At 55.1% G+C, this 26,502-nt stretch carries 23 protein-coding genes and 1 riboswitch; of the genes, 19 read left to right on the top strand and 4 right to left on the bottom strand.

The window, feature by feature from the left end:
• Window positions 1-14: 14 nt before the first annotated feature.
• A complete protein-coding gene (locus ACTHO6_RS15050; protein WP_440242609.1) occupies window positions 15-872 on the bottom strand; it encodes a class I SAM-dependent methyltransferase in 858 nt (285 codons plus the stop codon).
• 28 nt (window positions 873-900) lie between these two features.
• Complete coding sequence (gene csaB / locus ACTHO6_RS15045; protein WP_440242608.1) at window positions 901-1,998, bottom strand: polysaccharide pyruvyl transferase CsaB; 1,098 nt, start codon at window positions 1,996-1,998, stop codon at window positions 901-903.
• Between the two features lie 453 nt (window positions 1,999-2,451).
• Here csaB and ACTHO6_RS15040 point away from each other — a divergent pair, with 453 nt between their 5' ends.
• From ACTHO6_RS15040 to ACTHO6_RS14985, 12 genes are all read left to right on the top strand, one after another.
• Entirely contained in the window at window positions 2,452-3,399 is a 948-nt protein-coding gene (locus tag ACTHO6_RS15040) for a 50S ribosomal protein L11 methyltransferase (protein ID WP_440242607.1), read from the top strand.
• A gap of 35 nt (window positions 3,400-3,434) precedes the next feature.
• Complete coding sequence (locus ACTHO6_RS15035; protein WP_440242606.1) at window positions 3,435-4,610, top strand: thiolase family protein; 1,176 nt, start codon at window positions 3,435-3,437, stop codon at window positions 4,608-4,610.
• A gap of 138 nt (window positions 4,611-4,748) precedes the next feature.
• Entirely contained in the window at window positions 4,749-5,744 is a 996-nt protein-coding gene (locus tag ACTHO6_RS15030) for an LCP family protein (protein ID WP_440242605.1), read from the top strand.
• Window positions 5,745-5,964: 220 nt separating this feature from the next.
• Window positions 5,965-7,665 carry an AMP-binding protein gene (locus tag ACTHO6_RS15025; RefSeq protein WP_440242673.1) on the top strand — a complete coding sequence of 567 codons (1,701 nt, stop codon included), beginning with the start codon at window positions 5,965-5,967 and terminating at the stop codon, window positions 7,663-7,665.
• A 205-nt stretch (window positions 7,666-7,870) separates the two neighbouring features.
• Complete coding sequence (locus tag ACTHO6_RS15020; protein ID WP_440242604.1) at window positions 7,871-8,461, top strand: TetR/AcrR family transcriptional regulator; 591 nt, start codon at window positions 7,871-7,873, stop codon at window positions 8,459-8,461.
• Window positions 8,462-8,579: 118 nt separating this feature from the next.
• The gene (locus ACTHO6_RS15015; protein ID WP_440242603.1) at window positions 8,580-9,353 is read left to right on the top strand and encodes an enoyl-CoA hydratase; all 774 of its coding nucleotides are present in this window, start codon (window positions 8,580-8,582) and stop codon (window positions 9,351-9,353) included.
• A gap of 55 nt (window positions 9,354-9,408) precedes the next feature.
• Window positions 9,409-10,176 (top strand): electron transfer flavoprotein subunit beta/FixA family protein, encoded by a 768-nt coding sequence (locus tag ACTHO6_RS15010; RefSeq protein ID WP_440242602.1) that lies wholly within the window; start codon window positions 9,409-9,411, stop codon window positions 10,174-10,176.
• 20 nt (window positions 10,177-10,196) lie between these two features.
• Entirely contained in the window at window positions 10,197-11,156 is a 960-nt protein-coding gene (locus ACTHO6_RS15005; RefSeq protein WP_440242601.1) for an electron transfer flavoprotein subunit alpha/FixB family protein, read from the top strand.
• Window positions 11,157-11,277: 121 nt separating this feature from the next.
• Window positions 11,278-11,607, top strand: coding sequence for a hypothetical protein (locus tag ACTHO6_RS15000; protein ID WP_440242600.1), 330 nt, complete (start codon window positions 11,278-11,280; stop codon window positions 11,605-11,607).
• A 159-nt stretch (window positions 11,608-11,766) separates the two neighbouring features.
• Window positions 11,767-12,084, top strand: coding sequence for a thioredoxin (gene trxA / locus ACTHO6_RS14995; protein ID WP_440242599.1), 318 nt, complete (start codon window positions 11,767-11,769; stop codon window positions 12,082-12,084).
• Between the two features lie 295 nt (window positions 12,085-12,379).
• Window positions 12,380-14,161, top strand: a complete 1,782-nt coding sequence (gene uvrC / locus ACTHO6_RS14990; protein WP_440242598.1) for an excinuclease ABC subunit UvrC — start codon at window positions 12,380-12,382, stop codon at window positions 14,159-14,161.
• An 87-nt stretch (window positions 14,162-14,248) separates the two neighbouring features.
• Window positions 14,249-14,435, top strand: a riboswitch (Lysine riboswitch).
• Window positions 14,436-14,680: 245 nt separating this feature from the next.
• Window positions 14,681-15,922 carry an aspartate kinase gene (locus ACTHO6_RS14985; RefSeq protein WP_440242597.1) on the top strand — a complete coding sequence of 414 codons (1,242 nt, stop codon included), beginning with the start codon at window positions 14,681-14,683 and terminating at the stop codon, window positions 15,920-15,922.
• Between the two features lie 126 nt (window positions 15,923-16,048).
• Here the strand turns inward: ACTHO6_RS14985 and ACTHO6_RS14980 are convergent, their stop codons facing one another.
• Window positions 16,049-16,501: a DUF2507 domain-containing protein gene (locus ACTHO6_RS14980; protein WP_440242596.1), complete on the bottom strand. Its 453-nt coding sequence runs from the start codon at window positions 16,499-16,501 to the stop codon at window positions 16,049-16,051.
• Between the two features lie 325 nt (window positions 16,502-16,826).
• Between ACTHO6_RS14980 and ACTHO6_RS14975 the strand changes: the two genes are divergently transcribed.
• Genes ACTHO6_RS14975 through sdhB form a run of 3 tightly spaced genes read left to right on the top strand, consistent with a single transcriptional unit; the run spans window position 16,827 to window position 19,982 of the window.
• A complete protein-coding gene (locus ACTHO6_RS14975) occupies window positions 16,827-17,438 on the top strand; it encodes a succinate dehydrogenase cytochrome b558 subunit (protein WP_440242595.1) in 612 nt (203 codons plus the stop codon).
• Between the two features lie 18 nt (window positions 17,439-17,456).
• Window positions 17,457-19,211, top strand: coding sequence for a succinate dehydrogenase flavoprotein subunit (sdhA, locus tag ACTHO6_RS14970; RefSeq protein ID WP_440242594.1), 1,755 nt, complete (start codon window positions 17,457-17,459; stop codon window positions 19,209-19,211).
• A 21-nt stretch (window positions 19,212-19,232) separates the two neighbouring features.
• A complete protein-coding gene (sdhB, locus tag ACTHO6_RS14965) occupies window positions 19,233-19,982 on the top strand; it encodes a succinate dehydrogenase iron-sulfur subunit (RefSeq protein ID WP_440242593.1) in 750 nt (249 codons plus the stop codon).
• A 30-nt stretch (window positions 19,983-20,012) separates the two neighbouring features.
• Here sdhB and ACTHO6_RS14960 read toward each other — a convergent pair whose 3' ends face one another.
• Window positions 20,013-20,474, bottom strand: a complete 462-nt coding sequence (locus tag ACTHO6_RS14960; protein WP_440242592.1) for a MarR family winged helix-turn-helix transcriptional regulator — start codon at window positions 20,472-20,474, stop codon at window positions 20,013-20,015.
• 193 nt (window positions 20,475-20,667) lie between these two features.
• Here ACTHO6_RS14960 and ACTHO6_RS14955 point away from each other — a divergent pair, with 193 nt between their 5' ends.
• From ACTHO6_RS14955 to ACTHO6_RS14940, 4 genes are all read left to right on the top strand, one after another.
• Complete coding sequence (locus ACTHO6_RS14955; RefSeq protein WP_440242591.1) at window positions 20,668-24,432, top strand: S8 family serine peptidase; 3,765 nt, start codon at window positions 20,668-20,670, stop codon at window positions 24,430-24,432.
• 64 nt (window positions 24,433-24,496) lie between these two features.
• Window positions 24,497-24,892, top strand: coding sequence for a hypothetical protein (locus ACTHO6_RS14950; RefSeq protein ID WP_440242590.1), 396 nt, complete (start codon window positions 24,497-24,499; stop codon window positions 24,890-24,892).
• Window positions 24,893-24,971: 79 nt separating this feature from the next.
• Window positions 24,972-25,430, top strand: coding sequence for a chemotaxis protein CheX (locus ACTHO6_RS14945; protein WP_440242589.1), 459 nt, complete (start codon window positions 24,972-24,974; stop codon window positions 25,428-25,430).
• A gap of 181 nt (window positions 25,431-25,611) precedes the next feature.
• On the top strand, window positions 25,612-26,475 hold the full coding sequence (locus tag ACTHO6_RS14940) for an ABC transporter permease subunit (protein ID WP_440242588.1): 864 nt from the start codon (window positions 25,612-25,614) through the stop codon (window positions 26,473-26,475).
• The last annotated feature ends 27 nt before the right edge of the window (window positions 26,476-26,502 follow it).

Here is a 26,502-nt window from a genome sequence, read left to right as displayed (position 1 = left end):
CCCCTTTCTCCGATTCAGGAGGAAGGGGATTTTTGATACACACAGACGACCATTTTGACGAAAAACTCGCGAAGCCCGGGCAGCTTAGCCAAGCCTTTGAGCTGGCTGCGCAGCGGAATCTCGCGCTCGTAAACCGCGGGATGCTTTACGCCCTTCTGAATGTTGCGGAAACGCTTGATCGTCATCCGGTTGATGTAGGAGATCGTCTCGCTGCCATCGGGGCGCTTGTCGAAGCGGAATGTGATGCGATCAGAACCGTCCGGCAAATCACGCACCAGCTGTTTGTAGGCGTCGATCAGCGCTTGCTCGGGAAAGAGCGCATGCACCCACGGAATGCCGATGGCGTCCGACAAATGGGCGCCGTACGGATGGTAATACGGCGGAAAATTGATGTACAGATATCCGCCCGGCTTCAGGATGCGGAAGCACTCTTCCAGCGTCTTTTCCGGCTCGCCCACGTGCTCCATGGCATCGTTCATGATGATCGTGTCAAACGTGTTGTCCAAAAAATCCGTCCGGGCAGCGTCGCCCGTCATGAAGGAAACGACGTCAGCAAGCCCTTTTTCCCGGGCAAAGGCATTGCCTTCCTCGGCGTAGTGCGGAACGATATCCATGCCGATCATTTTTTTCGGGCCAAAGGTGGCGTAGTAGCAGGTTTTGCCGCCGCCGCCACAGCCGATGTCCAGCACCGTTTTGCCGCTGAACATTTGCTCCTGGGAGTGGAAGGGGAGAAAAAATTGAATCGTCTGGTCTCCTTTTTGAAACTGCCATTCGGTATAGCTCATCTCCCCGTTGTTCGCCAGGTTGAACGGGTGAACGGGGAGCGGGAACAGCCGGTTTAATCCAAGCAATACTTGCGAAGAAAAGGACATAAGCGCGTCCTCCTTTCCTGTAAAGCTTTTATTTTCGCAGCGCCTGAAGCACCAGCTCGCTGCTTTTGGCTGCTTCCACGGCAAGCGAGCGAGAATGCCTGGTCACGATTTCCGTTTCGGTCTCAATCCGATCGATTTTTTCGGCCAGGAGCGCGAGAAGCCGAGTCTCGTCCAGCTTCGTGACGTGCCCTGCGTTCGGCATCCCGGCGCGCTCCACAAAGCGGTCGATTTTCGGATCGTAGGAAATGCCGATAAACGGAACGCGCAGCATGCAGGCGAGAATGAGCGAGTGCAGGCGCATGCCGACGACGTAGTCGCACTGCTTCAAGACGGACATGATATCGTGAAAGGTAACGGGCGCATCGAGTAGACGTGCTCCTGTCTGGGTCATCTGTTCCATGATTTCTTTGGAGGGGGCCAAATCGCTCGGAACATGCATCGGAAGAAACAAAACATTCCAGCCGCGCAAGATAAACCAGTCCGCCGCCTTGGCGATGGTCCGCTTGAACGCCTGTTCCTGTTTCCAGTCTCGCACGGAGATCGCTACCAACGGCTTCGAAGGGGCAGCGAACATGCCGTGCAGCAGTTCTTTTCCGCGCGTATCCGAAATATCGTCAGGAGAGATCGTCAGGGCAGGATCTGCCGTGACATGGATCGGCGCCCGGTTGACGCCGCAAGCCTTGAAGTCTTCTCCCGATTCATAGTCCCGCACGGTAATGACGTCAACCCGATTCACTACGCGCTTGATGACCTGGCGGCTCAGTGATTTGAGAATAGGGCCAAACCCTTGCGCGTAAAAGACCACGGGTTTGCGGAGAAGCTTGGCGATGGTGACGATGCCCAAATAGTAGAGGACGCTGCGCGGACTGGTCACGTCCTGCATCAGCGTGCCTCCGCCCATCACCAGCATGTCGCTGCGCGAAAGCTCACGGACGATGGTTCCAAAGCTCCAGCGGTCATACGCTTCAATCCCGAACAATTCCGAAGTCCGCTCGGGCTGATTGGACAGAACGGCGAGAGAGATATTTGGTTGTTCCCGCTTGAGAGAGCTGATGATGCCGTACAGGACCACATCGTCTCCGGCATTGTTAAAGCCGTAGTACCCGGAGATGAGAATTCGCGACATGGAGTGAACCTTCTTTCTATATTAAACGTACAGGAAAAATACATTCTCAAGTATAATCGAGTAAACAAGAGGAAGTAAAGCGACCCTGGCACAAAACTTGGCGCCCGGGCTTTTCGCGATAGCCCTTGGGCTAGCTGGTTTTCATCGGGTATAATGGAAGCACGCGAACAATCGGGAAGAACGCCTTAGGCGAACAAATACAAGAGCCCCATTGCAAACATGCCGATGCCGAGCAGGATCAAGGCAATCATCGCGACGAGCATTCCTTTGTTTTTCCGGCGTCGATAAAAAAATTCGTCAAACATGGCAAGCCTCCCTGCAAAAAATAGTCCATTCTACTATCATACCATGTCCCCCGGCGAACTTGCCAACAGCAGATGCGATAGCGGCGCTTGGGAGCGAAGAAGTCAACTGCCATGTGGCGACAGCAACCTGGAAGGAGCAAGATTCATCATGGAAAGCATGTGGTTGAAATACACCTTGTTGGTAGAGCAACAGATAGAGGATGTATTTGTGGCGGAAGTATGGGACAGCCCGTACACGCTCGGCTGGGTCGAGCCGCAGATCGAGATTGTGACGACGGAAAACGGCTACGATTACGCGGAAAATACGGAAGGACCTGTCGTCGCGTACTTGTTTGAACCGAAGCAGGACAGCGAAGAGGAGCATGTCGCGTGGCTGCGGGCGTACATTTCGCGCTGGAACGGCGCGGTGCAGGTCAAGGAAGTCGACCTGGTAGCGGAAGAAAACGAATCGTGGAAAGACGAGTTTCGCGAGGTCCGGGTGGGCAAATGGTGGGTGGCCCCTACCTGGACGGACCCGCAATTGCTTGCCGATGCCGAACATGTTTTGTGGATCGATCCGGGAGCGGCGTTTGGCACCGGCTATCACGGGACGACGCAGGACATCCTGTTGCTCTTGCAAGAGATGGATCTGACAGGCAAAGCCGTTTTCGATATCGGGACAGGCTCGGGAATTCTCTCCCTGTTCAGCGCGCGAAATGGCGCAAAGCGCCCGGTCTGGGCCGTTGATATCAACCCGCAGAGCGAGTACCAGGTGCAAGTCAATGCGGCAAACAACGAGCTGCCTGAGGATGCGGTGCGCGTCGTGATTGGCGATGCGTCCGATGCGGCGGTCGCGGCCAAGCTTCCGCAGCAGGCGGACCTGATTTTGGTCAACATTGGAGGCGACGAGAACGTATCCATGCTTCCCTTGATTCGCGAACGGATCGCACCGGGCGGGCAAATTATTCTCTCCGGGATCGTAGACTGGAACCGGGAGGCTGTACTCGCTGCATTCGAAGCGGCGGGCTTTCAGAAGGAAACCGAGCGCCATTCGGACGAATGGGTGACGGTGCTGATGAAGGATACGGCTGTGAACCATTCTGTAACTGCTGTGTGAGAACATAAAACCATCAGACAGGGGAGGGGAAACAAATGGAGCATGTCGTCATTGCTGCTGCCGGACGTACGCCAATCGGGACGTTTGGCGGTGTATTGAAGGATGTAAGCGCTCGCAGACTGGCGGAGGTGGCGATCCGCGGGGTTATCGCGAGAGCGGGCCTGGAAGCGTCGCAAATCGACGAGGTTATTTTGGGCAACTGCATTCAGCGCACGGATGAGCCGAACATTGCCAGGGTCGCGGCTATCGACGCGGGACTGGGCAAGGAAGTGACAGGCTTTACGGTGCAGCGCCAGTGCGCGTCAGGGATGCAGGCGATTGCCAGCGGCGCGTCGCAAATTTTGCTGGACGAAAACGAAGTGGTGATCGCAGGCGGCACCGAGAGCATGAGCAATGCCCCCTACGTGCTGAAAAACGCCCGGTGGGGAAACAGGCTGATGCACGGGGAAATGACCGATGCCATGTGGGAGCTTTTGACCGACCCGCACCATCAGATTTTGATGGGCGAGACAGCCGAGCGTCTGGCCGACCTGTACAACATCAGTCGCGAGGAGCAGGACGAAATCGCCATGCGCAGCCAGCACAACGCGATTCGGGCCATCGACAACGGCCTGTTTGCGGAGGAAATCATCGGCGTGCCGATCCAAAAGCGCACTGGAGAGGTCGTCGTCACGGAAGACGAGTTCCCGAGACGCGGCGTGACGATGGAGAGCCTCGCCAAGCTGAAGCCAGGCTTTCGCGCGGATGGCACCGTGACGGCAGGCAACGCTTCCGGGCTGAACGACGGAGCGTCTGCTGTCGTCCTCATGCGAGAGACAAAGGCGAAGGAACTCGGTATCGAGCCACTTGGCAGAATCGTCGCATGGGCAGCAGCCGGGGTGGAGCCGGACCTGATGGGCTACGGACCGGTACCCGCTGTGAAAAAGGCGTTGGCGAAGGCTGGCTGGACATTGGGCGACATTGAGCTGATCGAGGTGAACGAGGCGTTTGCCGCCCAATACCTCGCTGTCGAAAAACTGCTGGAGCTTCCGCGAGAGATCACCAACGTAAACGGCAGCGGCATCTCGCTGGGCCATCCCGTCGGCTCCACCGGATGCCGGATCGTCGTAACCTTGCTGCATGAAATGAAGCGCCGCCAGCTCAGTCGCGGATTAGCGACCCTGTGCGTAGGCGGCGGCATGGGCATTGCGATGGTAGTCGAGCGGGTGTAGCACCCCGACGTTTTCGGCTGCCCTGCGCAGGAAGCACGTTTAAATCAAGTCTCCCTCGTTAAAAATGGAAGCAAGCCCCGCCTGCGGAAACAAAAGGAAAAGGCGGCGGCTGGCGCTTGCAAAGGGGGAGGCTTTTTTATGGCATTTTTTTCATTTATGAAGCGGTACAAAAAACAGATCGCGTTCCATCTGTTTTCCTGCCTGCTGGCGGGAGCGCTCGTAGCGATTGGCTACAGTGCCTATCAATACAAGCAGATGACGGACAAATGGTACGCGCCCCTCGACGGACAGACACAAGGCTCGGCCCGGCAGGCTGCTGCCGCATTGCCGCCGCCGCGCGACCTGGTGACGGGCAGCGAACCGCTGAAGCCGTTCGTCGTCATGCTGCTCGGCGTGGACAGCCGGGACGGGGAAAAAGCGCGGTCTGACACATTGATGCTCGCCGCTGTCCACCCTGCGAAGCAGTTTGCCTACCTCCTCTCGATTCCGCGAGACAGCTACATGGAGCTGCCCGGCAAAGGCCATGACAAAGTGAATCACGCGATGGCTTTTGGCGGACCGAAGCTGGTCAAGGAGACGCTGGAAGCCTTTCTCGATATCCAGATCGACCGCTATGTCTCCGTTGACTTCGAAGGCTTCCGCAAAATCGTCGACGAATTGGGCGGCGTCCCTGTCGACGTCAAAAAGCGGATGAAGTACAGCGACCCGAGCGACGACACGTATATTGATCTGATGCCGGGCCTGCAAGTGCTGTCCGGCGAGCAGGCGCTGGATTACGCGCGCTACCGCAAAAGCGACCTGGGCAAAGAGGACAGCGACTACCAGCGAATCAACCGCCAGCAGGAGATTTTGGCCGCCCTGGCGCAAAAGGGGACGTCGGCGCACATGTACACGAAAGCGTTCAAGCTGATGGAGATTTTGGGCCAGCACGTCAAAACCGATCTGACCGATGAGGAAATCGCTTCGCTGCTTTGGAGCTACGGCGACGGGGAGCGGAGCCAGATCAAGACGGATACGTTGGTCGGGCAGGACGAGCGTATCTGGCACAACGGCATCGTAGGCTGGTATCATCTGGTGCCGACTACGGAGCGGGAGCGGGTTCGCCAGCAGATGCTGGCTGCGCTACAGCCGTGAGGCAACCGCGAAGATGCTGAAACCGCCCCCTTACGAGGGGGCGGGATGAAGGGACAACGAGGGCTTCGCCAAAAAAAGTGGCGAAGCCATGTTTTCTTTTGCAGAAACGTTTTTAATTGGAAAATTATCTATCTTTCGAATACAATAGCAATAAGGAAGAGTTTATGAATGTCGATCATAGGGGAGGGGCAAGGCTATTGAGAGGATGGAGGGAATGACCATGTCAAATGCCAAGCCTTGGATTGCCAATTACCCGTCCGAAACGGCGCCGTCGCTGGAGTACCCCCGTATTCCGCTGACGCATTTTCTGGAGCAGGCGGCTGCATCGTACCCTGACAACAACGCGATTTACTTCATGGGCAAGACCATTTCGTACCGGGAACTTCTGGAGCTGTCCTACCGATTCGCCAACGCACTGGTCAAACGGGGCGTGAAAAAAGGCGACCGGGTGGCGATCATGCTGCCGAACACGCCACAAGCCGTGATCGGCTTTTACGGGGCGTTGTTTGCAGGCGCGACCGTGGTGATGACCAATCCGCTCTACACGGAGCGGGAGCTGATCCATCAGCTGGGAGACGCGGGCGCAGAGACGATTATTACGCTGGATTTGCTGTACAAACGCGTAGCGCAGGTTCGCTCCTCCACTTCCATCCGACGCATTTTTGTCACAAGCGTGGGCGATTTTCTTCCCTTGCTGAAAAAGTGGCTGTATCCACTGGTCCAGAAAAAACAGGGGCACAATCCGCAGGTTACCTACAGCGCAGATGTGGAGCCTTTTCTTTCCGTGCTAAAAGAAAGCGCTGTCACTCCTGTTCATGTGCCAGTCGACCCGGAAAAGGATATCGCCCTGCTCCAGTATACAGGCGGCACGACAGGGGTAGCAAAAGGCGTCATGCTGACGCATGCCAATCTCATCGCCAATGCCATGCAGTGCCAGGCTGTCCTCTACAAGCTGCGCAAAGGCGGCGAACGGATTTTGGGCGCGCTCCCGCTCTTTCACGTCTACGGCATGACGACGGTGATGAACAAAGGAATCAGCATTGCCGCCGAAATCATTCTCGTGCCGAAGTTCGATGTCAAGCAAATTTTCGAGATGATCGACAAGCGCAAGCCGACCTTGTTCCCCGGAGCGCCGACGATGTACATCGCCCTGATTAATCACCCGGACTTGAAAAAGCACGACCTGTCGTCGATCGAGGCATGTGTCAGCGGCTCGGCACCGCTTCCCGTCGAGGTCAAGCTCAGGTTCGAGGAACTGACAGGAGGCAAGCTGGTGGAGGGCTACGGCCTGACGGAAGCTTCCCCGGTGACCCACTCCAACCCGATTTGGGAAAAAAGCATTACAGGCAGTATCGGGATGCCTTGGCCAGACACGGACTGCCGCATCATCGACCCTGCCACGGGAGAAGAACTGCCGCAGGGCGAGATCGGGGAGCTGGCGGTCAAGGGGCCGCAGATCATGCTCGGCTACTGGAACCGCCCGGAGGAAACAGCCGCTGTATTGAAGGATGGCTGGCTGCTGACGGGAGACATGGGCTACATGGACGAGAACGGCTACTTCTACATCGTCGATCGCAAAAAGGATATGATTATCGCGGGGGGCTTCAATATTTATCCGCGCGAGGTGGAGGAAGTGCTGTTTGAGCATCCGGCTATCCAGGAGGCGGCTGTGATCGGTGTCCCGGATCCGTATCGCGGCGAAACGGTAAAGGCATTCGTCGTCTTCAAGGCGGGCAAACAGGCGAGCGAGGAGGAGCTGGAAGCGCATTGCCGCCAGAAGCTTGCTGCCTACAAAATCCCCCGCAAGTACGAGGTGCGGACAGAACTGCCCAAGACGATGGTGGGCAAAGTGCTGCGCAGGCAGCTGCAGGAAGAAGACAAAGCCCGCCGGGAAGCACAGGAAGAGATCAAAACAAGCTGACGCGCAGAGGCTGTCTTTCGGCTCGCATCCCCGGGGGAAGCGGCCCTTTTTGTGAAACGGCACAGGACAAGCTTTCCGCTGTCCCCCATGTTCGCACCGGACAATTGACAGCACCGGGTTCCTGTATTAAACTGAATTTATGAATGAATAATCATTCATTTCCGAAATAGTCGAATCATCATTGCGAGTAAAGATGGAGGTTATTATGGCAAAAAAGACGGGGGAAAAGTATCAAGCCATTATTGATGCCGCTGTACGGGTAATCGCCCGACAAGGCTATTACAGCGCCCAGGTATCCAAGATTGCAAAAGAGGCGAAGGTAGCAGACGGCACCATATACCTCTATTTTGAAAACAAGGATGATATCCTGATTTCGTTGTTCAATGAGAAGATGGGTCAGTTCGTGGATGAAAACCGCAAACGGATTTCGGAAGCGACATCCATCGAGCAAAAATTGTACGTCCTCGTGCATGCCCACCTGAGCCAGCTGGCAAAAGACCAGGATTTGGCAAAAGTGACGCAAATTGAACTGCGCCAGGCCAATCCGGTCATCAGCGAAGGCATCGGCAACGTGATGAAGCAGTATTTCAACCTGATCGAGGAAGTCATCCGGGAAGGGATCGAGCAAGGGGTGTTCCGACCGGATTTGGATATCAGGATGACGAGGAAAATGATTTTTGGCACGCTGGATGAAGTGACGACATCTTGGGTCATGAAGCAGTGCAAGTACGACCTTGTCTCTCATGTTGATTCCATTCATAACCTCTTCCTGTACGGTATGAAGGGAAAAGAATGAAAGAAAAGCTTTTTTTGTGCGAAAACGTTTGTTACAATGGAAACAGGAAGACTGAGCGTTCGCTCAGAAGGAATCAGTAGCCTGTTTGTTCATATGGATCGTGTTTGGGGGGAAAGGAATGGATTCGCATTGGAACGTGGAGATCGCTGATCGCGTCGCTGTCGTGACGATCAGCAACCCGCCAGCTAACGCACTGGGTAGAGCGGTGCTTGATGAATTGAGCGAACTTTTGGATCAGTTGGAAAACAACGCGGATGTCAAAGCGATTGTCTTGACTGGAGAAGGCCGATTTTTCATTGCGGGAGCCGATATCAAGGAATTCACCCAATTGGCCCCTGCCGAAGCGGAAGCGATGGCCAAGAGTGGCCAAGCGTTGTTCGACCGACTGGAGACATTCCCGAAGCCCATTATCGCTGCCATTAACGGCGCATGCCTGGGTGGCGGACTGGAGCTGGCGATGGCTTGCCATATCCGTTTTGCCGCAGCGGAGGCAAAGCTGGGACTGCCGGAGCTGAATCTGGGACTCATCCCTGGCTACGGCGGAACGCAGCGCTTGCCGCGATTGGTTGGCAGAGGAAAAGCGACGCAGCTGATCCTCACCTCCGAGATGATCGGCGGGGAGGAAGCGTTGCGCATCGGACTCGTGGAAGCGGTATATCCGGCGGAACAGCTGCTCGCGGAAGCGAAGAAGCTGGCCGCGGCTATCGTTCAAAAAAGCTCCGTTACGCTCAGGCTCGCCCTGGAATCTGTCCACAATACCGTGCAGCTTGGCTTGGCGGAAGGACTGGAGCAGGAAGCGAAAAAATTCGGCGAGGCATTTGCGTCAGAAGATATGAAGGAAGGCGTTGCAGCCTTTTTGGAAAAGCGCGCGCCGCAGTTTACAGACAGGTAACCGACTTTTTTGCAGCATCACCAGTACGAGGGACCATTAAGGAGGAGACATCCTGATGAATATCGTGGTTGTGTTGAAGCAGACGTTTGACACGGAAGAAAAAATCGTCATCCAAAACGGGCAAATTTCCGAGGATGGCGTAGAGTTCATCATCAATCCATACGATGAGTACGCGGTAGAAGAAGCGATCAAGCTCAAGGAGGAGCACGGCGGCGAAGTGACAGTGGTAAGCGTTGGGCCGGACCGCGTGGAAAGCTCCTTGCGCACTGCGCTCGCGATGGGAGCGGACAAAGCTGTGCTCGTGGATGACGAGTCTTTGTTTGGCGATGAGTACACAACAGCAAAGGTGCTGGCTGCGGTTGCGAAAAAAGTCGGGTTTGACATCATCATCGGCGGACAGATGGCCGTAGACTCCGGTGCTGGCCAGGGCGGCCCGCGCCTCGCGGAAGAGCTGGGCATCAACCACGTATCTACCGCTGTGAAGCTGGAAGTAGACGGCACCACTGTTCGCGTGGAGCGCGACGTGGAAGGCGATTTGGAAGTCGTGGAAACAAGCCTGCCGGTGCTGATTACCGCCCAGCAGGGGCTGAACGAGCCGCGCTACCCTTCTCTCCCTGGCATCATGAAAGCGAAGAAAAAGCCGCTGGAGCGACTCAGTGCAGACGATTTGGGCCTGACGGCCGAAGCCGTGAAGGCAAAAACGGAGATCGTCGACCAGACCTTGCCGGCGAAAAAGCAGGCGGGCCGCATTCTCTCTGGCGATTTGGCAGCCCAAACGTCGGAATTGGTGCAACTGTTGCGCAATGAAGCGAAAGTGATCTAAGCGAGAGGGAGAGGATATCCATGAAAAAAGTACTTGTACTCACAGAAGTACGTGACGGACAACTTCGCAACGTGTCGCTGGAAGCGTTGGCAGCAGCGCAAGCATTGGCCGAGGGTGGCGAAATCGTCGCGGGAGTATTCGGAAGAGACGCGGCAACGCATGCGCCCGTATTGGCACAGCATGGAGCAAGCACAGTTTACACGGCGGATCACGAGGCACTCGCCCAGTATACGCCTGACGCTTATACACAAGCGCTTGTCCAGCTGATCGAGCTGGCCTCTCCTGATGCTGTCGTATTGGGGCATACGGCAATCGGTCGCGATGTCGCGCCTCGCGTGTCGGCAAAGCTCGGCTATGGCCTGGTATCCGATGTGACGAGCATTGAACCGGGACCGGTGTTTGTCCGTCCGATTTATGCGGGCAAAGCTTTCCAGCAGCGCAAATTCGTGGACGGGAAAATTTTCATCACCATTCGCCCCAACAACATCGCGATCGGTACCCCGGACGCTTCGAAAACGGCGATTGTCGTTCCGGTTGAACTGGAAATCAAAGATTTGCGCACCATTGTCAAGGAAGTCGTGCGAAAAACAAGCGGAAAAGTGGACTTGTCGGAGGCGAAAATCGTCATCTCCGGCGGTCGCGGCGTAAAGAGCGCGGAAGGCTTCCAGCCGTTGTACGAGCTGGCAGACTTGCTCGGTGCGGCGGTAGGCGCGTCCCGTGGCGCGTGCGACGCCGACTACTGCGATTACTCGATGCAGATCGGGCAAACCGGAAAAGTCGTAACGCCTGACCTGTACATCGCATGCGGCATTTCCGGAGCGATTCAGCACTTGGCGGGCATGTCCAGCTCCAAGGTGATCGTTGCGATCAACAAAGACCCGGAAGCGCCGATCTTCCAGGTGGCGGATTACGGCATCGTAGGCGACCTGTTCGAGGTGCTGCCGCTGCTTACTGCCGAGTTCAAAAAAGTGTTGGTCTAAGGCTTTGCAAGCCGTTGAACATGGCAAGAAGCGTCCCACGGGTGGGGCGCTTTTTTTGTCTCATACTCTTACGTTACCCTGTTCCTGCTTGCTATAATAAGCCCAAGGAGAGGTGAGCGGCATGAGTGAAGAGCTGTTGCAACAACTGATTCACATGGTGGCGGAGAACAACCGGATCGTCAAAGAGGTCCAGCAGGAGCTGCGGGAGTTCAAGGCCGAGATGTACGAGTTCAAGGCCGAGATGTACGAGTTCAGGGCAGAAATGTACACGTTTCGCGACGAGATGTACACGTTTCGCGAAGAGATGTACGACTTCCGCGACGACGCGATTCAGCGGCTGGAGCGTTTGGAGCGCAAAGACAGGCTGATCGAGGCCGATGTCGACCTGATGCACAAAAAGGTGAGCGACCATGAGCGGGAAATCAATCGCATCAAGCAAGTCGGTCCATAAAACGAAAAGCTCCGATAAGAGAAGAAGCGACTGGATAGACTATAGCGTGAAGTGCGCACAAAGTGCGGGGCGCCGTAGTCATTTTTGTTTTTGGATGATATACTGAAGAAGCGTTTGACCCCTTTTTTCGTAATTGACTTTTCGAGGAGGTAACTTTCCATGGCAATTGTAAATGCGACGGACCAAAACTTTTCCCAGGAAGTAGAGCAAGGCGGTACGGTCCTGGTTGACTTCTGGGCTCCTTGGTGCGGCCCTTGCAAAATGATCGCGCCTGTTCTGGAGCAAATCGACGGCGAAGTGGGCTCCCAGCTCAAAATCGTCAAAGTAAACGTTGACGAAAATCCGGATTCTGCAGGCCGTTTTGGCGTCATGTCCATCCCGACCTTGATTCTCTTCAAGGACGGCCAGCCGGTAGATAAAGTCATCGGCTTCCAACCAAAAGAAGCCCTCATGGCAACTGTAGGCAAACACCTGTAAGCAAAAACATCTGCGGGCAAACCAACAAACCAACAGAGAGTATGAAAAAAGCGGCGGGAACAGAGCCGCTTTTTTCATGCCCAACATGCCGACGAGCCTGCTATGGTACCGTTTCGCTGAAAGCGCAATCCATTCGGGCAAAAGCCAGGCGTACACAAAGAGAATGCAGGGTTGCTTTCGGTCCTGTCGCTTTCGAATGAAGCGGCAGTTTTTTTGTTGCCTGATCCGTGTTACTATGAAGGATAGAACGTACATTCCTATGGCAGGGGACTGAAAGGACGAAGGAGGTGCAGCCATGAACCGTACCTTGAAAGACAAGCTGGCTGTACTGCCAGAAAAGCCCGGCTGCTACCTGATGAAAAATGCAAGCGGGGAAATTATATACGTCGGCAAGGCCAAGGTGCTGAAAAACCGCGTGCGTTCGTACTTTACCGGAAGCCATAACGGGAAGACGCAGCTTCTGGTCAGCGAGATCGCGGACTTTGAGTATATCGTGGTGTCGTCTGCGATCGAGGCGCTGCTTTTGGAGTGCAACCTGATCAAAAAGCACGACCCGCGCTATAACGTCATGCTTCGCGACGACAAGACCTACCCGTACATCAAGATTACGAACGAAGCGCAGCCGCGGCTGGAGATTACCCGCAAGGTGCTGAAGGACAAGGCGAAATACTTCGGGCCGTACCCGAATGCAGGCGACGCATCCGAGGTGAAAAAGCTGCTCGATCGGCTCTATCCCTTACGCAAATGCCGGAATATGCCCAAACAGGTTTGCTTGTACTACCATCTGGGCCAATGTCTCGCTCCCTGTGTGAACGAGGTGTCGGCTGAGGAAAACCAGCGCTTGGTGGATGAGATCAGCCGATTCCTCGACGGCGGACATGAGCAGATGAAGCAGCAGCTGACGGAGAAAATGCTCCAGGCCGCAGAGGCGCTGGAGTTTGAGCGGGCCAAGGAATTCCGCGATCAGATCAAGAGCATTGAAGCGGTGATGGAGAAGCAGAAAATTACGTTTACCGATACGGTTGACCGCGACATTATCGGCTTTGCGGTGGAAAAAGGCTGGATGTGCATTCAAATTTTTTACATGCGCCAGGGCAAGATGATCGAGCGTCAAACGACCTCCTTCCCCTACTACGGAAGCGAGAGCGAGGACTTCATGTCCTACGTCACCCAGTTTTACTACGACAAGCAAAACGCGCTGCCCAAAGAAATTTTGCTGCCGGAGGAAAGCGAGCCGGAACTGCTTGCCGAGTGGCTGGGAGTCAAGGTGTTGACGCCCAAGCGCAGCAAAAAGCGCGAGCTGGTGGAGATGGCTTGTGAAAACGCACGGATTGCGCTGCAAGAAAAGTTCGCCCTGATGTCCAAGGACGACGCGCGGACGGTTCAGGCGGTGCACAACCTGGGGCACGTGCTGGGGATCGGCGTCCCTCATCGGATCGAGGCGTTCGACAACTCCAACATCCAGGGAACCGAGCCGGTGTCGGCGATGGTTGTCTTTACAGACGGCCGTCCGGACAAAAAGGAATACCGCAAGTTCAAAATCAAGACGGTCGAAGGGCCGGACGACTACGGCTCCATGCGCGAGGTGATTCGCAGACGGTATTCGCGCTTGTTGAAGGAAAACCAGCCGCTGCCCGATCTGATCGTCATCGACGGGGGCAAGGGACAGATCAGCGCCGCCATGGACGTGCTGGAAAACGAGCTGGGGCTGTACATTCCCGTCTGTGGTCTGGCCAAAGACGACAAGCACAAAACGGCGCAGCTGTTGTACGGCGATCCGCCGGAGCCGGTGAATTTGAAGCGGGACAGCTACGAGTTCTATTTGCTGCAGCGCATTCAGGACGAGGTGCACCGTTTTGCGATTACGTTTCACCGACAATCCCGGACGAAGACGATGCTCTCCTCGAAGCTCGACGAAATACCGGGCATCGGCGAGAAGCGGCGCAAGCTGTTGTTTACCCATTTTGGCTCGCTGAAAAAAATGCGTGAGGCGACGGTGGAGGATTTTCGGCAACTGGGAATCGGCGACAAACTGGCCAAACAGATTTTGGCCCATTTGCGCAAGCTGGAATCCTAGCGTTTTTTGCAAAGAAGCAATTGAACCGCCGGGATTCCCATGATATAATGCCTTTCAAACAGAATATGTAGCCTCACTTCCCTTATGAAGTGAGGTAGAGGCGCGAAAACCAAGAGTACCACCCTGAGATCGGGTATCTGTGAAGGGAGCGGGAAAGGGGAATTCGCCGAAGTGTGGAGAAAAACCCGTAGTTCTCCATGCTGGGCCTGCATTGAACAAATGCAGGACTGTCATCTGGCTCGTAACCGGTGCCAGATGGAGAGCTATCTCACGGTGTGTCAATGGGAGCATGGATCGGTGTCGACCTGTCATGCTGCCTTGTCCGCGTGTATTTGGGAAGGAGGAATCGGCATGTCGAAACAGTAGGCAGCGGCAGGACTCATTCCTGGTCGGTGCCTTTTTTGCAAAGTGACAGGAAAAATTTTCTAGAAATAGACCGCATGGAAACAAGCGAATCCTAACGAGAGAAAACGATATAGTCTGTGAATATGTGGATATGAGAAAAGGGAGAGAAGCCGCATGGGGTTGATCGTGCAGAAATACGGAGGCACCTCTGTAGGAACCATTGAGCGAATTTTACGAGTTGCGGACCGAATCATCAGCTACAAAGAGGAAGGGCATGACCTGGTAGTCGTCGTGTCTGCGATGGGCAAATCTACGGACGTCCTGGTAGATATGGCCAAGCAGATCAGCGCCTACCCTTCCGAGCGAGAGATGGATATGCTGCTGACCACGGGGGAGCAGGTATCGATCGCCCTTCTCGCCATGGCCTTGCATGCCAAGGGGTACGACGCTATCTCTTTGACTGGCTGGCAGGCAGGAGTGACGACGGAAGCCATTCACGGCCGGGCGCGGATCAAGCAGATCGATCCACAGCGCATCCAGGCAGAGCTCGCTCGCGGCCGGGTCGTGATCGTGGCCGGATTCCAGGGGATTAGCGACGAAGGAGAGATTACGACGCTTGGACGCGGCGGTTCGGATACATCGGCGGTTACCCTGGCAGCCAGCCTGAATGCCGACAAATGCGAAATTTTTACAGACGTTGCCGGTGTCTACACGGCCGACCCGCGTCTGGTGCCGGCGGCCAGCAAGCTGGATACGATCTCGTACGACGAGATGCTGGAGCTCGCCAATCTCGGGGCAGGCGTCCTGCATCCGCGCTCGGTAGAGGCGGCGAAAAAATACAAGGTACGGCTGGTGGTTCGCTCCAGCTTTACGGCCGAAGAGGGGACGAACGTTGAGGAGGTTGCCAACATGGAAACAGGAAGAGTAGTAAGTGGAGTCGCGCACGACGAGGATGTCGCCAAAGTCACGGTAGTCGGCATGCCTGCCAAGGTGGGAACGCTGTCCCGCCTGTTCAATACGCTGGCGAACAATCAGGTGAACGTGGACATCATCATTCAAAGCTCCTACGATGCGGCTGTCACGAACATTTCGTTTACGGTTGCGGCAGATGACTTGAAGAAGGCGCTGGATACGCTGGAAAACAACAAAGCGGAGCTGGGCTTCGAAAAAGTTGATTTCGAGCAAAACTTGACCAAAGTGTCCATCGTCGGCTCCGGCATGGTGAACAATCCGGGGGTGGCTGCCGAGATGTTCCGCGTTTTGGCTGAAAAAGAAATTTCCATTAAGATGGTTTCGACGTCGGACATCAAAGTGTCTTGCGTCATTCCTGCCGGTCAAACCGAGCTTGCCGTCCGCAGCCTGCATACGGCATACGGACTCGATGTGGCGGAAACGGCAGTCGTGCACGGCTTATAAGAAGCAAATGCTCCCTCGCCCACGGGCAGAGGGGGCATCTTTTTGAATGTTTCGCGGGGCCGCTGCTTTGGCAATGCCAAAAGGGCCGCTGTGTCCCGCACAAAGGCGAACGAGGCGAACGTTTGCTTATGTTTGCGTCCGCACCTTGATCAGAATGCGGGACGAGCTGTCGATCTCCAGTTGTGCGGACGTGTCCCTGCCCTTCCACTGCTCGATGCTGCCAGCGATGATTCCCGCTTCCAGGGACAGGGTGCGGCTGAGTCGCTCGGGCGTTTGATAGTCGCGGATGGTGTGCGTGAGCTTGTAGACGATTGCGTCTGCCGTCTCTTCCACGAGATCGAGCTGCCCCAGCCCCAGGCGGATAAACGGGAGGATCGGGCCTGTAGAAGACCGGATCGGAATTTTCCGGCCGATGTCTTTTCCCAGCCAGTACAAGATCGGGCTTTCGCTGTCTCCCAACAAGGCGTTCGTCAATGTTTCGCGGAGCAGATGGTAGCCGAGATAGGGCATGTGCAAACGCTCGGCAATCGGAATGGTTTCGGGCGGCAACAAGGCTGCCAGCTGGTCGGTATCTTTCATCGCGCTTCCCTCCTGTCTGTCCTAGATTATGAGAGGGAAGCTAGTTTCATGACCGATTCGGAGAAAAAAGAGAGAAACTGAACAAAGCTATTCTATCAATGTATTAAGTCTATTCATTGTCTTGACGCTCTCTGTCGACAAGAGTACAATTGGATTTGGTCAAAGTTTTGCCCAACTTTTTTTCGTATTTTGACACATTCCGACAAAGTTAGGCGTGTAGAGAGCTAACGGTTTTTTGGCATGTCTAATGGGTCAGGCAATGGGTTAGGATATGGGAGAAAGGTCCATAAAAGAGCGCTACATACACTGAAAGGGGGACCATTTTATGGCGAAAGGCCATAGCTTTCTCAGTCACAAGCTGCATTCACTTCTTGGTTTGTTTCCGATCGGGCTCTTCCTGCTGTTTCACTTGACAGCCAACTATCAGGCGACCCGTGGAGCAGAAGCTTTCAACCAGACGGTGGGTCTGATTGAAAATGTTCCGCTTCTGCTTGTAGTTGAATTCGTCTTCATCTACATTCCGATCCTGTTTCACGCTGTTTACGGTCTCTACATCGCGTTCCAGGCGAAACAAAACGTAGGGAACTTCGGCTACTTCAGAAACCACATGTTTCTGTGGCAACGGGTGACAGGTATCATTACCCTCATTTTCATTGTTTGGCACGTATGGGAAACGCGCATTCAAAAAGCGTTGGGTGCCCATGTTGACTTCGACATGGTGGCGAACATTTTCAGCAACCCAGCCATGATCGTATTCTACACGATTGGGATTATCAGTACGGTTTTCCACTTCTCCAACGGAATCTGGTCGTTCCTGGTTCACTGGGGAATTACGGTTGGACCACGTTCCCAACGCGTTGCAACATACTTCACTATGGTCGTATTCGTCGTTGTAACCTTCATCGGATTGCGTGCGATGTCGGCTTTCATTCTGTAGGGATAGGGGGACTCAATCATGGCAAAAGGTAAACTGATCATTGTCGGTGGCGGTTTGGCCGGCTTGATGGCTACGATCAAAGCGGCAGAAAAAGGCGTTCCCGTTCAGCTGTTCTCCCTGGTTCCGGTAAAGCGCTCTCACTCTGTCTGTGCGCAGGGCGGTATCAACGGTGCGGTAAACACAAAAGGGGAAGGCGACTCTACATGGGAGCACTTCGACGATACCGTGTACGGTGGAGACTTCTTGGCGAACCAGCCGCCAGTAAAAGCGATGTGCGATGCAGCACCTGGAATCATCTATATGCTTGACCGGATGGGCGTCATGTTCAACCGTACAGCAGAAGGTCTGCTGGACTTCCGCCGTTTCGGGGGAACCAAGCATCACCGTACGGCGTTTGCAGGCGCGACAACCGGACAACAATTGCTGTACGCGCTGGACGAGCAGGTACGCCGCTATGAAGCAGAAGGTCTGGTGACCAAGTACGAATATTGGGATTTCCTCGGAGCCGTTTTGGACGAGACAGGAACCTGTCGCGGGATTACCGCGCAAAACCTGCGTTCCGGTGAAATCCAATCCTTCCGTGCGGATGCTGTGATTTTGGCAACAGGCGGCCCTGGTATCATCTTCGGTAAATCGACCAACTCGATCATCAATACCGGTACAGCAGCGTCTGCCGTTTACCAGCAGGGCGTCATCTATGCGAACGGGGAAATGATCCAGATTCACCCGACGGCGATTCCGGGCGACGACAAGCTGCGTCTGATGTCTGAATCCGCGCGCGGTGAGGGCGGTCGCGTATGGACCTACAAGGACGGTAAGCCTTGGTACTTCCTGGAGGAAAAATATCCGGCCTACGGAAACCTGGTACCGCGTGATATCGCGACACGCGAAATCTTCTCTGTCTGCGTAGACATGAAGCTGGGCATCAACGGCGAAAACATGGTTTACCTCGACCTGTCCCACAAAGATCCGAAAGAGCTGGATGTCAAACTGGGCGGTATTATCGAGATTTACGAAAAATTCGTAGGAGACGACCCGCGCAAAGTACCGATGAAGATTTTCCCTGCCGTTCACTACTCCATGGGCGGAATGTGGGTAGACTACAACCAGATGACCAACATCCCGGGTCTGTTTGCAGCGGGTGAGTGCGATTACTCCCAGCACGGCGCAAACCGTTTGGGCGCAAACTCCCTGTTGTCCGCGATCTACGGCGGTATGGTTGCCGGTCCAAAAGCAATCGAGTACATGAAAGGCCTGAACAAGTCGTCGGATGACCTGTCTTCTACGCTCTATGACAGCTTCACGAGCAAAGAGCAGGCGAAATACGACAGCATCCTGAAAATGGACGGAACGGAAAATGCTTACCTGATCCACAAGGAACTGGGTGAGTGGATGACAGACAACGTCACGGTAGTTCGTTACAACGACCGTCTGCAAAAAACAGATGAAAAGATTCAAGAGCTGATGGAGCGCTACAAAAAAATCAACATCAACGATACAAGCAAATGGAGCAACAGCGGCGCTTCCTTCACCCGTCATCTGTGGAACATGCTGGTTCTCGCCCGTGCGATTACGATCAGTGCGCTCATGCGTAACGAGAGCCGTGGCGCTCACTACAAGCCGGAATTCCCTGAGCGTGACGACGAGAACTTCATGAAGACAACCATGGCGAAGTTCAATCCGGAAACGACAGCGCCAGAGATTTACTACGAAGATATTGATGTTTCGTTGATTCCGCCACGGAAACGCGACTATACGTCTGACAAGAAGTAAGAAGAGAGGAGGAACCTGATCATGGCAGAAAAATTGATTCATCTGATTATCACTCGCCAAGACAGCCCTGACAGCACTCCATACAAGGAAGAGTTCAAAATTCCGTACCGTCCGGGGATGAACGTCATTAGTGCGCTGATGGAGATCCAACGCAATCCACTCAACGCGCAAGGCCAAAAAACCTCTCCGGTCAACTGGGAATCGAACTGCTTGGAAGAAGTATGTGGCGCGTGCTCGATGGTCATCAACGGAAGACCGCGCCAAGCCTGCTCGGCGCTGATCGATAAACTGGAGCAGCCAATTCGCCTGGAGCCAATGAGCACGTTCCCTGTACAGCGCGACTTGTCGATTGACCGCAGCCGTATGTTCGATGCGTTGAAACGGGTAAAAGCATGGATTCCCATCGACGGCACGCATGATCTGGGACCAGGTCCGCGCATGCCGGAAGTGGAGCGTCAATGGGCGTACGAGCTGTCCAAATGCATGACGTGCGGGGTATGCCTGGAGGCTTGCCCGAACGTGAACGCGAAGTCCGAATTCATTGGGCCGTTTGCGATTTCTCAGGTTCGTCTGTTCAACCAGCATCCAACGGGTATGATGAACAAGCATGAGCGTCTGGAAGCTCTGATGGAAGACGGCGGTATCGGCGATTGCGGAAACTCGCAAAACTGCGTGCAAGCTTGTCCAAAAGGCATCCCGCTCACGACCTCGATTGCCCATATGAACAAAGAAACGACCAAATATGCCCTGAAGAAGTTCTTCTTCTCCTAATGGGAGAACAAAGAAAAAGGCGTGCCCCGGTTATCCGGAAGGCACGCCTTTTTCTCTTGCGTCGGCGGCGACAGCGACCGCGAGTTTTTCGAACAGGCGCACGAACTGCTCCCACTCATCCTCGGTGAGATGGGAAAACAACTGCCTGAGCGCTTCCCGCCGCGTCTCTTTTGCCTGGGCCAAAATGTTTTTCCCGGCTTCAAGCAGACGGATATAGACGACGCGGCGGTCTTCTTCATCGCGATCCCGGCTGACGTAGCCGTGCTTGTCCAGCCGATCAATCATGGCTGTGATCGCACTGGGCTTGACCATCATGGAGTCGGCCAATTCTCCGACCGTGCACCTCTGGCGCTGCTCCAGTTGATGTAGGATGTAAAATTGCGCCCCCGTCAATCCGGGAACAGGCTCGGACATGTGCGGGCCCACTGTGCGCATGATCGTGCGAAAAGCCTCTTGCAGGCGGTCGATGGATTCAGTGGAGGGAGAAGACATGCAGAAGTTCAGCTCCTTGCAGCTTTCGTAGCAATTTTCGATCCAACTGCTTCGTATAGGAAATATTTAACGGATTTAAATATAGGCGGATTCACCTGTTTTGTCAACCTTGGGGCAAAAAGACGAGAATACCCGAGCGGCTCCCAGTGAAAACTGATACATAATGGGTGTACTTCCAACAAGGGGGCAAACGATGAAAAAACAGGTGATGAGTCTAGGATTAGTGCTGGTTTTGCTTCCCGTAACGACAGTGGGCCATGCCCGCGCGGATGTCTTTGCCTACGGCGACGCCATCAGCTTGCGCAGGGTGGTCATGCACGATTTGGCGGAAATGAAGGAGCAATCACATATAAGTCAGGCGACGGGCGAGGCGGAAAATCGCGCGCAGGCCAATGGGGCCAACGAGTGGCAGCGTTCCGAGCATGTTGTCCTGGGCGAAAAGGCTGCCGCCGCGCAAGCAACTACGCTGGAGATGATCGAAGCGAATCGCGCCTGGCAAGAGGCAGGGGTCAAAGGGGAAGGCATGCTCATCTCGGTCATCGACACGGGCGTCAATCCGCGGCATCCCGATTTGCCGCCGCCGCACGACAAACGGCTGGCCGTGCAAAAGTCAGGCTCGGCGCAAAAAGTGATTCCGGGCTTCAACTGGGCGGATCGCAACCAGACGACGGAGGATGTAGCCGAATCCCAGCACGGCATCCACGTCGCCGGGATCATTGCCGCCAACGGCAAAATCAAGGGAGTTGCGCCGGAAGCGCAAATCATGAGCCAAAAAGTGTTTTCCAACTACCAGGGGGAAGTACCGGGCTTGAGCGAATCGATCTTGTTTGCGATAAACGATTCCATCGCCAAAAAAGCCGATGTCATCAACCTCAGTCTCGGGTCTTCCGCCGGATACGTGGACGAGTCGAATGTGGAGCAAATGGCTGTGAAAAAGGCGGTGGACAACGGCGTCATCGTCGTCGCGGCAGCGGGGAATGACTCGTACTTCGGCAGCGACAAGGTGCGGGCGCAAAATCCGGATGTCGCCATGATCGGTTCCCCTGGCCTCAGTCCGGATGCGTTTTCCGTCGCTTCCGTCAACGCGACGACGCTGGCGGGCAACAGCTTCGGCGTCCAGGGCGTGCCAGGGCTGGAACGGGTCGTCTACTTGCCTGGGCACGTGGAGAGCGGGTCTGCGCTGAATCCGATTGCTTCTCTGGTGAAGCCGTATCCGCTCGTTTACATGGGAAAAGGGAAAAAAGAAGACTACAACGTGTCGGTGAAGGACAAAATCGTGCTGCTGGAGCGCGGGGACATTTCGTTTGACGAAAAGCTCCGTCTTGCCAAAGAAGCGGGTGCCGTCGGCGCGATCATTTACAACAATGAACCCGGTCCGCTGATGATCAGCGCCGAGCATTTGAAGCAAATTCCGGCGGTGGCCGTGCTGAAGCAGATGGGGGAGCAGCTGGCGCAGGCGGTGAAAAAAGGGAAAAAGGTGACGGTCACCTTCAATGGCGAGTACGCGCAAAATCCGATGCCTTATCCGGATGGCGGAACCATTTCCGGCTTTTCCTCCTGGGGGCCGACTCCCGACCTGCAGTTCAAGCCGGAAATTGCCGCACCGGGCGGAGGGATTTTGTCGCTCGTCCGCGACTCGGAATACGCGGTCAAAAGCGGAACGTCCATGGCGACGCCGCACGTAGCAGGCGGGATGGCGCTGCTCAAGCAAGCCTACCAAAAACAGGGGCGAAGCTTGCAGGGCAGGGCGCTGGTCGAGACGCTGAAGGCAGCGGCGATGAACACAGCCGAGCCGATTTTGGACCCGCGGGTGAGTGTGGCTGCATCCGACAAGGCCCAAGTGAAAAAATACCCGTACAGCCCGCGTGTCCAAGGGGCGGGCTTGATGCAAATTGCCAAAGCGATCCAGACACCGGCGGTCGTGGTCGATGCCAAAGGCAAGGCAGGCGTCTCGCTGGGAGAGATCGGGAACACGACGACGTTTTCCCTGTTTGTCGATAACAAGTTCGGGAAAAAGCCGATCACGTACCAGCTCCACGACGAGTTCGGCGTCATGACCGACTTGCGCAAGGATGGCTTGAACATGCTGACGGCAACCGCGCTGGAAGGGGCGCAGCTGCGCTTTTCCGCTCCGAAGGTAACCGTGGAGCCTGGCAAGCGTGCCGAGGTCAAGGTGACGCTCGCCATCCCGCAGGGAGCAGCCCGCAACCAGTTTGCCGAAGGCTTTCTCTCCTTTGCGCCAGAGGACAAGTCGCTGCCTGTCTTGCGCGTCCCCTACTACGGCTTTTTCGGCGACTGGGACGAGCCGCGCATTATGGATCAGCCCCTCTGGGAGGCCGGCAGCCAGGAAAAACGGACGGGCGTCAAAACGAGCTGGTACCACGACAAGCGCAACGACAAATGGCGCTACCGCGATTACCTGGGCGTGACAGGGGTACAGGAAGATGGAACCGTACAGATTGATCCGGGCCAGATTGCGTTTTCCCCGAACGGAGACGGCCATTACGATAGCGCGGCTCCGTCGATTACATTTTTGCGCAACGCCAGGCAGGTGGTCGTGGAGGTAACGGATCCGTCAGGCAAGCCGGTGCGCACGCTGGTGCGGGACGAAAAAGTCAGCAAGTACGATCAGTCCAAGCTGGGAACGCCCTACTACTACACAGAGCGGGAGGCGTGGAGCTGGGACGGCAAAATTTTTTCGACGCAAACAGGCAGCTATGTGCAGGCACCGGATGGCGCATACCAGTTTCTCATCAAGGCGAAAATCGACGGTCGCGATGCCAATTGGCAAACGATGACGCTGCCGATCCGGGTGGACACGAAGCCGCCCGTCATCACCGCTTCCCTGTCCGGCAACAAGGTGCAGTGGAGCAGTCGCGATAAAGACGTGCAAGGCTATCTGCTTTACGTGAACGGGAAAAAAGCAGGCGGCCCGTATTCGCCGAAAATCACCAGCACGATCATCAACCAGCCGGAGAAAAACATGAGCGTAGTCGCCTTCGATTACGCCGGAAACATCAGCGTGGCGAACATCAACGGGAAAAGCGACACCGTACCGCCGTTCGTGGAATTTCCCGACGATCTGTTCAGCTATCTGAAAATAGCCAAGCAGCCGGACGTCGCCCTGCGCGGGAAGGTAGCGGGCGAGGAGCTGCTCGATCGAGTGCGGCTTTCCATCAACAAGACGCCTGTCAAGCTGGAGGCGGACGGTTCATTCGAGACGATTCTCCGGCTGCAGGAAGGGCTGAACTACGTCATGTACAGTGCTTCCGATATGTACGGCAATACGCGGCAGTTCACGCAACGGGTCATCGTCGACACGAGTCCGCCGATGCTCCAGTTCCAAAACGACGGGTCCGAAGATATGCAGTTTGACCCGGCAACGAAAACGATGCTCGTTCCGATCCGCTTCCTGTACCGCGATCAGACGTACAAAGGCCAGGCCAGCGTCAACGGCCAGATTGTCGCCAACTTCGAGGAAGACCAGCTGGAAATCCCCGTGCAGAAAAGCTTGACGCACATCGTGCCGATGAAGCAAGGGGAAAACCGCATCTTGATCGAAGGAAAAGATGGGGCAGGCAACCGGAGCGCATTGCTGCTCTACGCGTACGTAGATGCGAGCGCAGGTACGGTCGTGCTCAGTCTGGGGGAACAGCGGCTGAACTACCGAGCGAGGCCGATCCCCGCGCCCACGATTACGCTCATGAGCGGTCAGGTGGAAGGCCAGGAAGGCGAAGACCTGCCGATTGAGGGCAAGGTGACAGGGCCCGGTCCGGTTCAGTTGCGCATCATGTACGGACAGCAAAAGGTGTCTGCTGACGTCAACGACCGGGGAGGGTTCCGGCTGGTGCTGGACCGGGTTGAGGAAGGACGAAAAAAATTGACGGTGGTCGCCACGGATTCGCTGGGGCGGGAAGCGCGTGCCGAGATGAATGTGATCGGGAAAAAGAAACGGTAGGGATAGCCCGGTACAGCGGATGGTCGCTGGTGCCGGGCTGCTTGTTTGGGGGGAAGCAAATTCGATGTTTTATCACGGAATAAAGTGGGAATATGTTACGAGGGAGTACCCGTTGCTGTCGCCCAGGCGAATTGCCGGAAAACATCGGAAGGAGCAGTACATGGATCGGCTGCACCTGCTTCAACAGTTTGGCCTGGAGCCAGTCCACCTGCTCGAAGCCGATGAGAGCTATCCGGCCGAGCGATGCATCAGGGAATGCCTGGCGTTTGGCGATACGGTTTTCGCTTTTGAGCGGCTCAGTTTGCCCATGTGGCAGCTAAGCAGGCATGAGGTCGGGGTGGAAGTGCTGGATTTGCGCACATGCTCGGCCATTTATACCAAAAGGCATGATGCGAAAGTAGAGGATTGGTTTCCGGACCTTCGCAGGAAAAGTGACCTTCTGCCTATAAAGTTTTTGTGATAGTCTTGCATCTGCCAAATATCGACATTATGATAGTCCTATAGCAGAGATAATTGCCCGGGAAAGGAAGAAAGCGCAAATGTTAGTCCAATACCTAGATCCGTTTCTTGAATCAGCCTCCTCTGTGATTCAGCAAGTGTGCAACGTAGGAATCTCGCGTGGGGAGCTATCCGAAAAGGAATGGAGCAATTTGGAGGGCCACACCTGGATTCGCATCGGGATGACAGGTCAATTGGAAGGAGACGTGTTTTTTGGTCTGCAAGAGGAGTTGGCTTTGCGTATTGTCTCTGCCATGATGGGTGGTTTTCCTGTACAAGAGATGGATGAAATCGGGAAAAGCGCGATTTCCGAGCTGGGAAACATGATCTCAGGCAACGCCAGCACGCTTTTGTCCAATCGCGGGGTGCTCGTCGATATTACGCCGCCGTTGTTTGTGCAGCACCAAGATTTGAAGGATGTGACAGGGACGGCGCTGACAGCTCCGCTCGATCTGCACGACATGGGACGAATGGAAATTCAAATAGTGGTGTTTCGGTAAAAGGCGGCTTTTGGCCGTCTTTTTTGTTAGACAGGCGCGTCCAGCATACGTGTAGCGAAGGCTGCGCCGACGGTTTGGCGCTCGCTTGTCTGAAAAATAAAAAAACATAAAAATATCAGCGGTGTGTGGATGATTGTTTGCAGATGGTGTATGGTTGGAAGCAGTAAGGGGGTAGGAGTGCTTGTCGTATGGGAAACAACTGCTAGGGATGTTCTTCCTGGTGATCGTCGTCTGCGGCGGGCCGTTTATGCTGTATACGGTCAAGGACGAAATCGTCTTCGCCCCGGAAGAGATCGTCGTGCATACTGTCTTTTTGATCCAGCAGATCGCGAGCGGTTCTCTTGGAACGTATGATTTGGGCCAACAGGAGAGAAGCATTGCGGAAGATATCGTCCCGTTTGCCGTGAACACGTTCAAACTGTTGTTTGCAAGCGTCAGCATGGCGGTTGTGGCCAGTCTCGTGTTCGGCTTGTTTTTGCAGCGCTTCCGGGTGGTTCGTCAGCTGCAAAAAATCTTGAATCTGGTGGCGACGATTCCGGATTTTATTCTGATTTTTATGGCGATTCTGGCGGCAGTCTCCTTTTACAAGCTGACGAACATCCGCATCATCACGCTGTCGCCTGCCAGCGATTCGGCCAATGACTGGTTTCCGATGACGCTGCTTTCCATCGGGCCGACGATTTTCCTGATGAAGGTAGTCAGTCTCAAGTACGCCCAGATCGGCGGCGAGGACTACATCAAGACAGCGCTTGCCAAAGGGATGGGCATTTGGCATGTGCTTACCCATCATGTGTACAAAAATATCAAGCCGTTTCTCGTGGCGGATTTGAAAAAGACGATCGCGATTACGGTAGCCAACCTGTTTATCGTGGAGTATCTGCTCAACGTCGTCGGTCTGACTCGCTTTATTTTCACGAAAGATGGCGGTTACCAGTTCAATGCGGCGGTCATCGGGCTGCTCGGGATTTGCTTGCTCTCGATTTTGGTGTACGTACTCATCCGCGCGGCCCTGTATGTGTTTGAACGGCTGGTCGTCTACAAATAATGCGAATTTCAATCGGAACGAGCGAGG

This window comes from Brevibacillus sp. SAFN-007a (assembly GCF_051967035.1).
Lineage (GTDB): Bacteria > Bacillota > Bacilli > Brevibacillales > Brevibacillaceae > Brevibacillus.
This window is presented reverse-complemented; position numbering and strand designations above follow the sequence as displayed.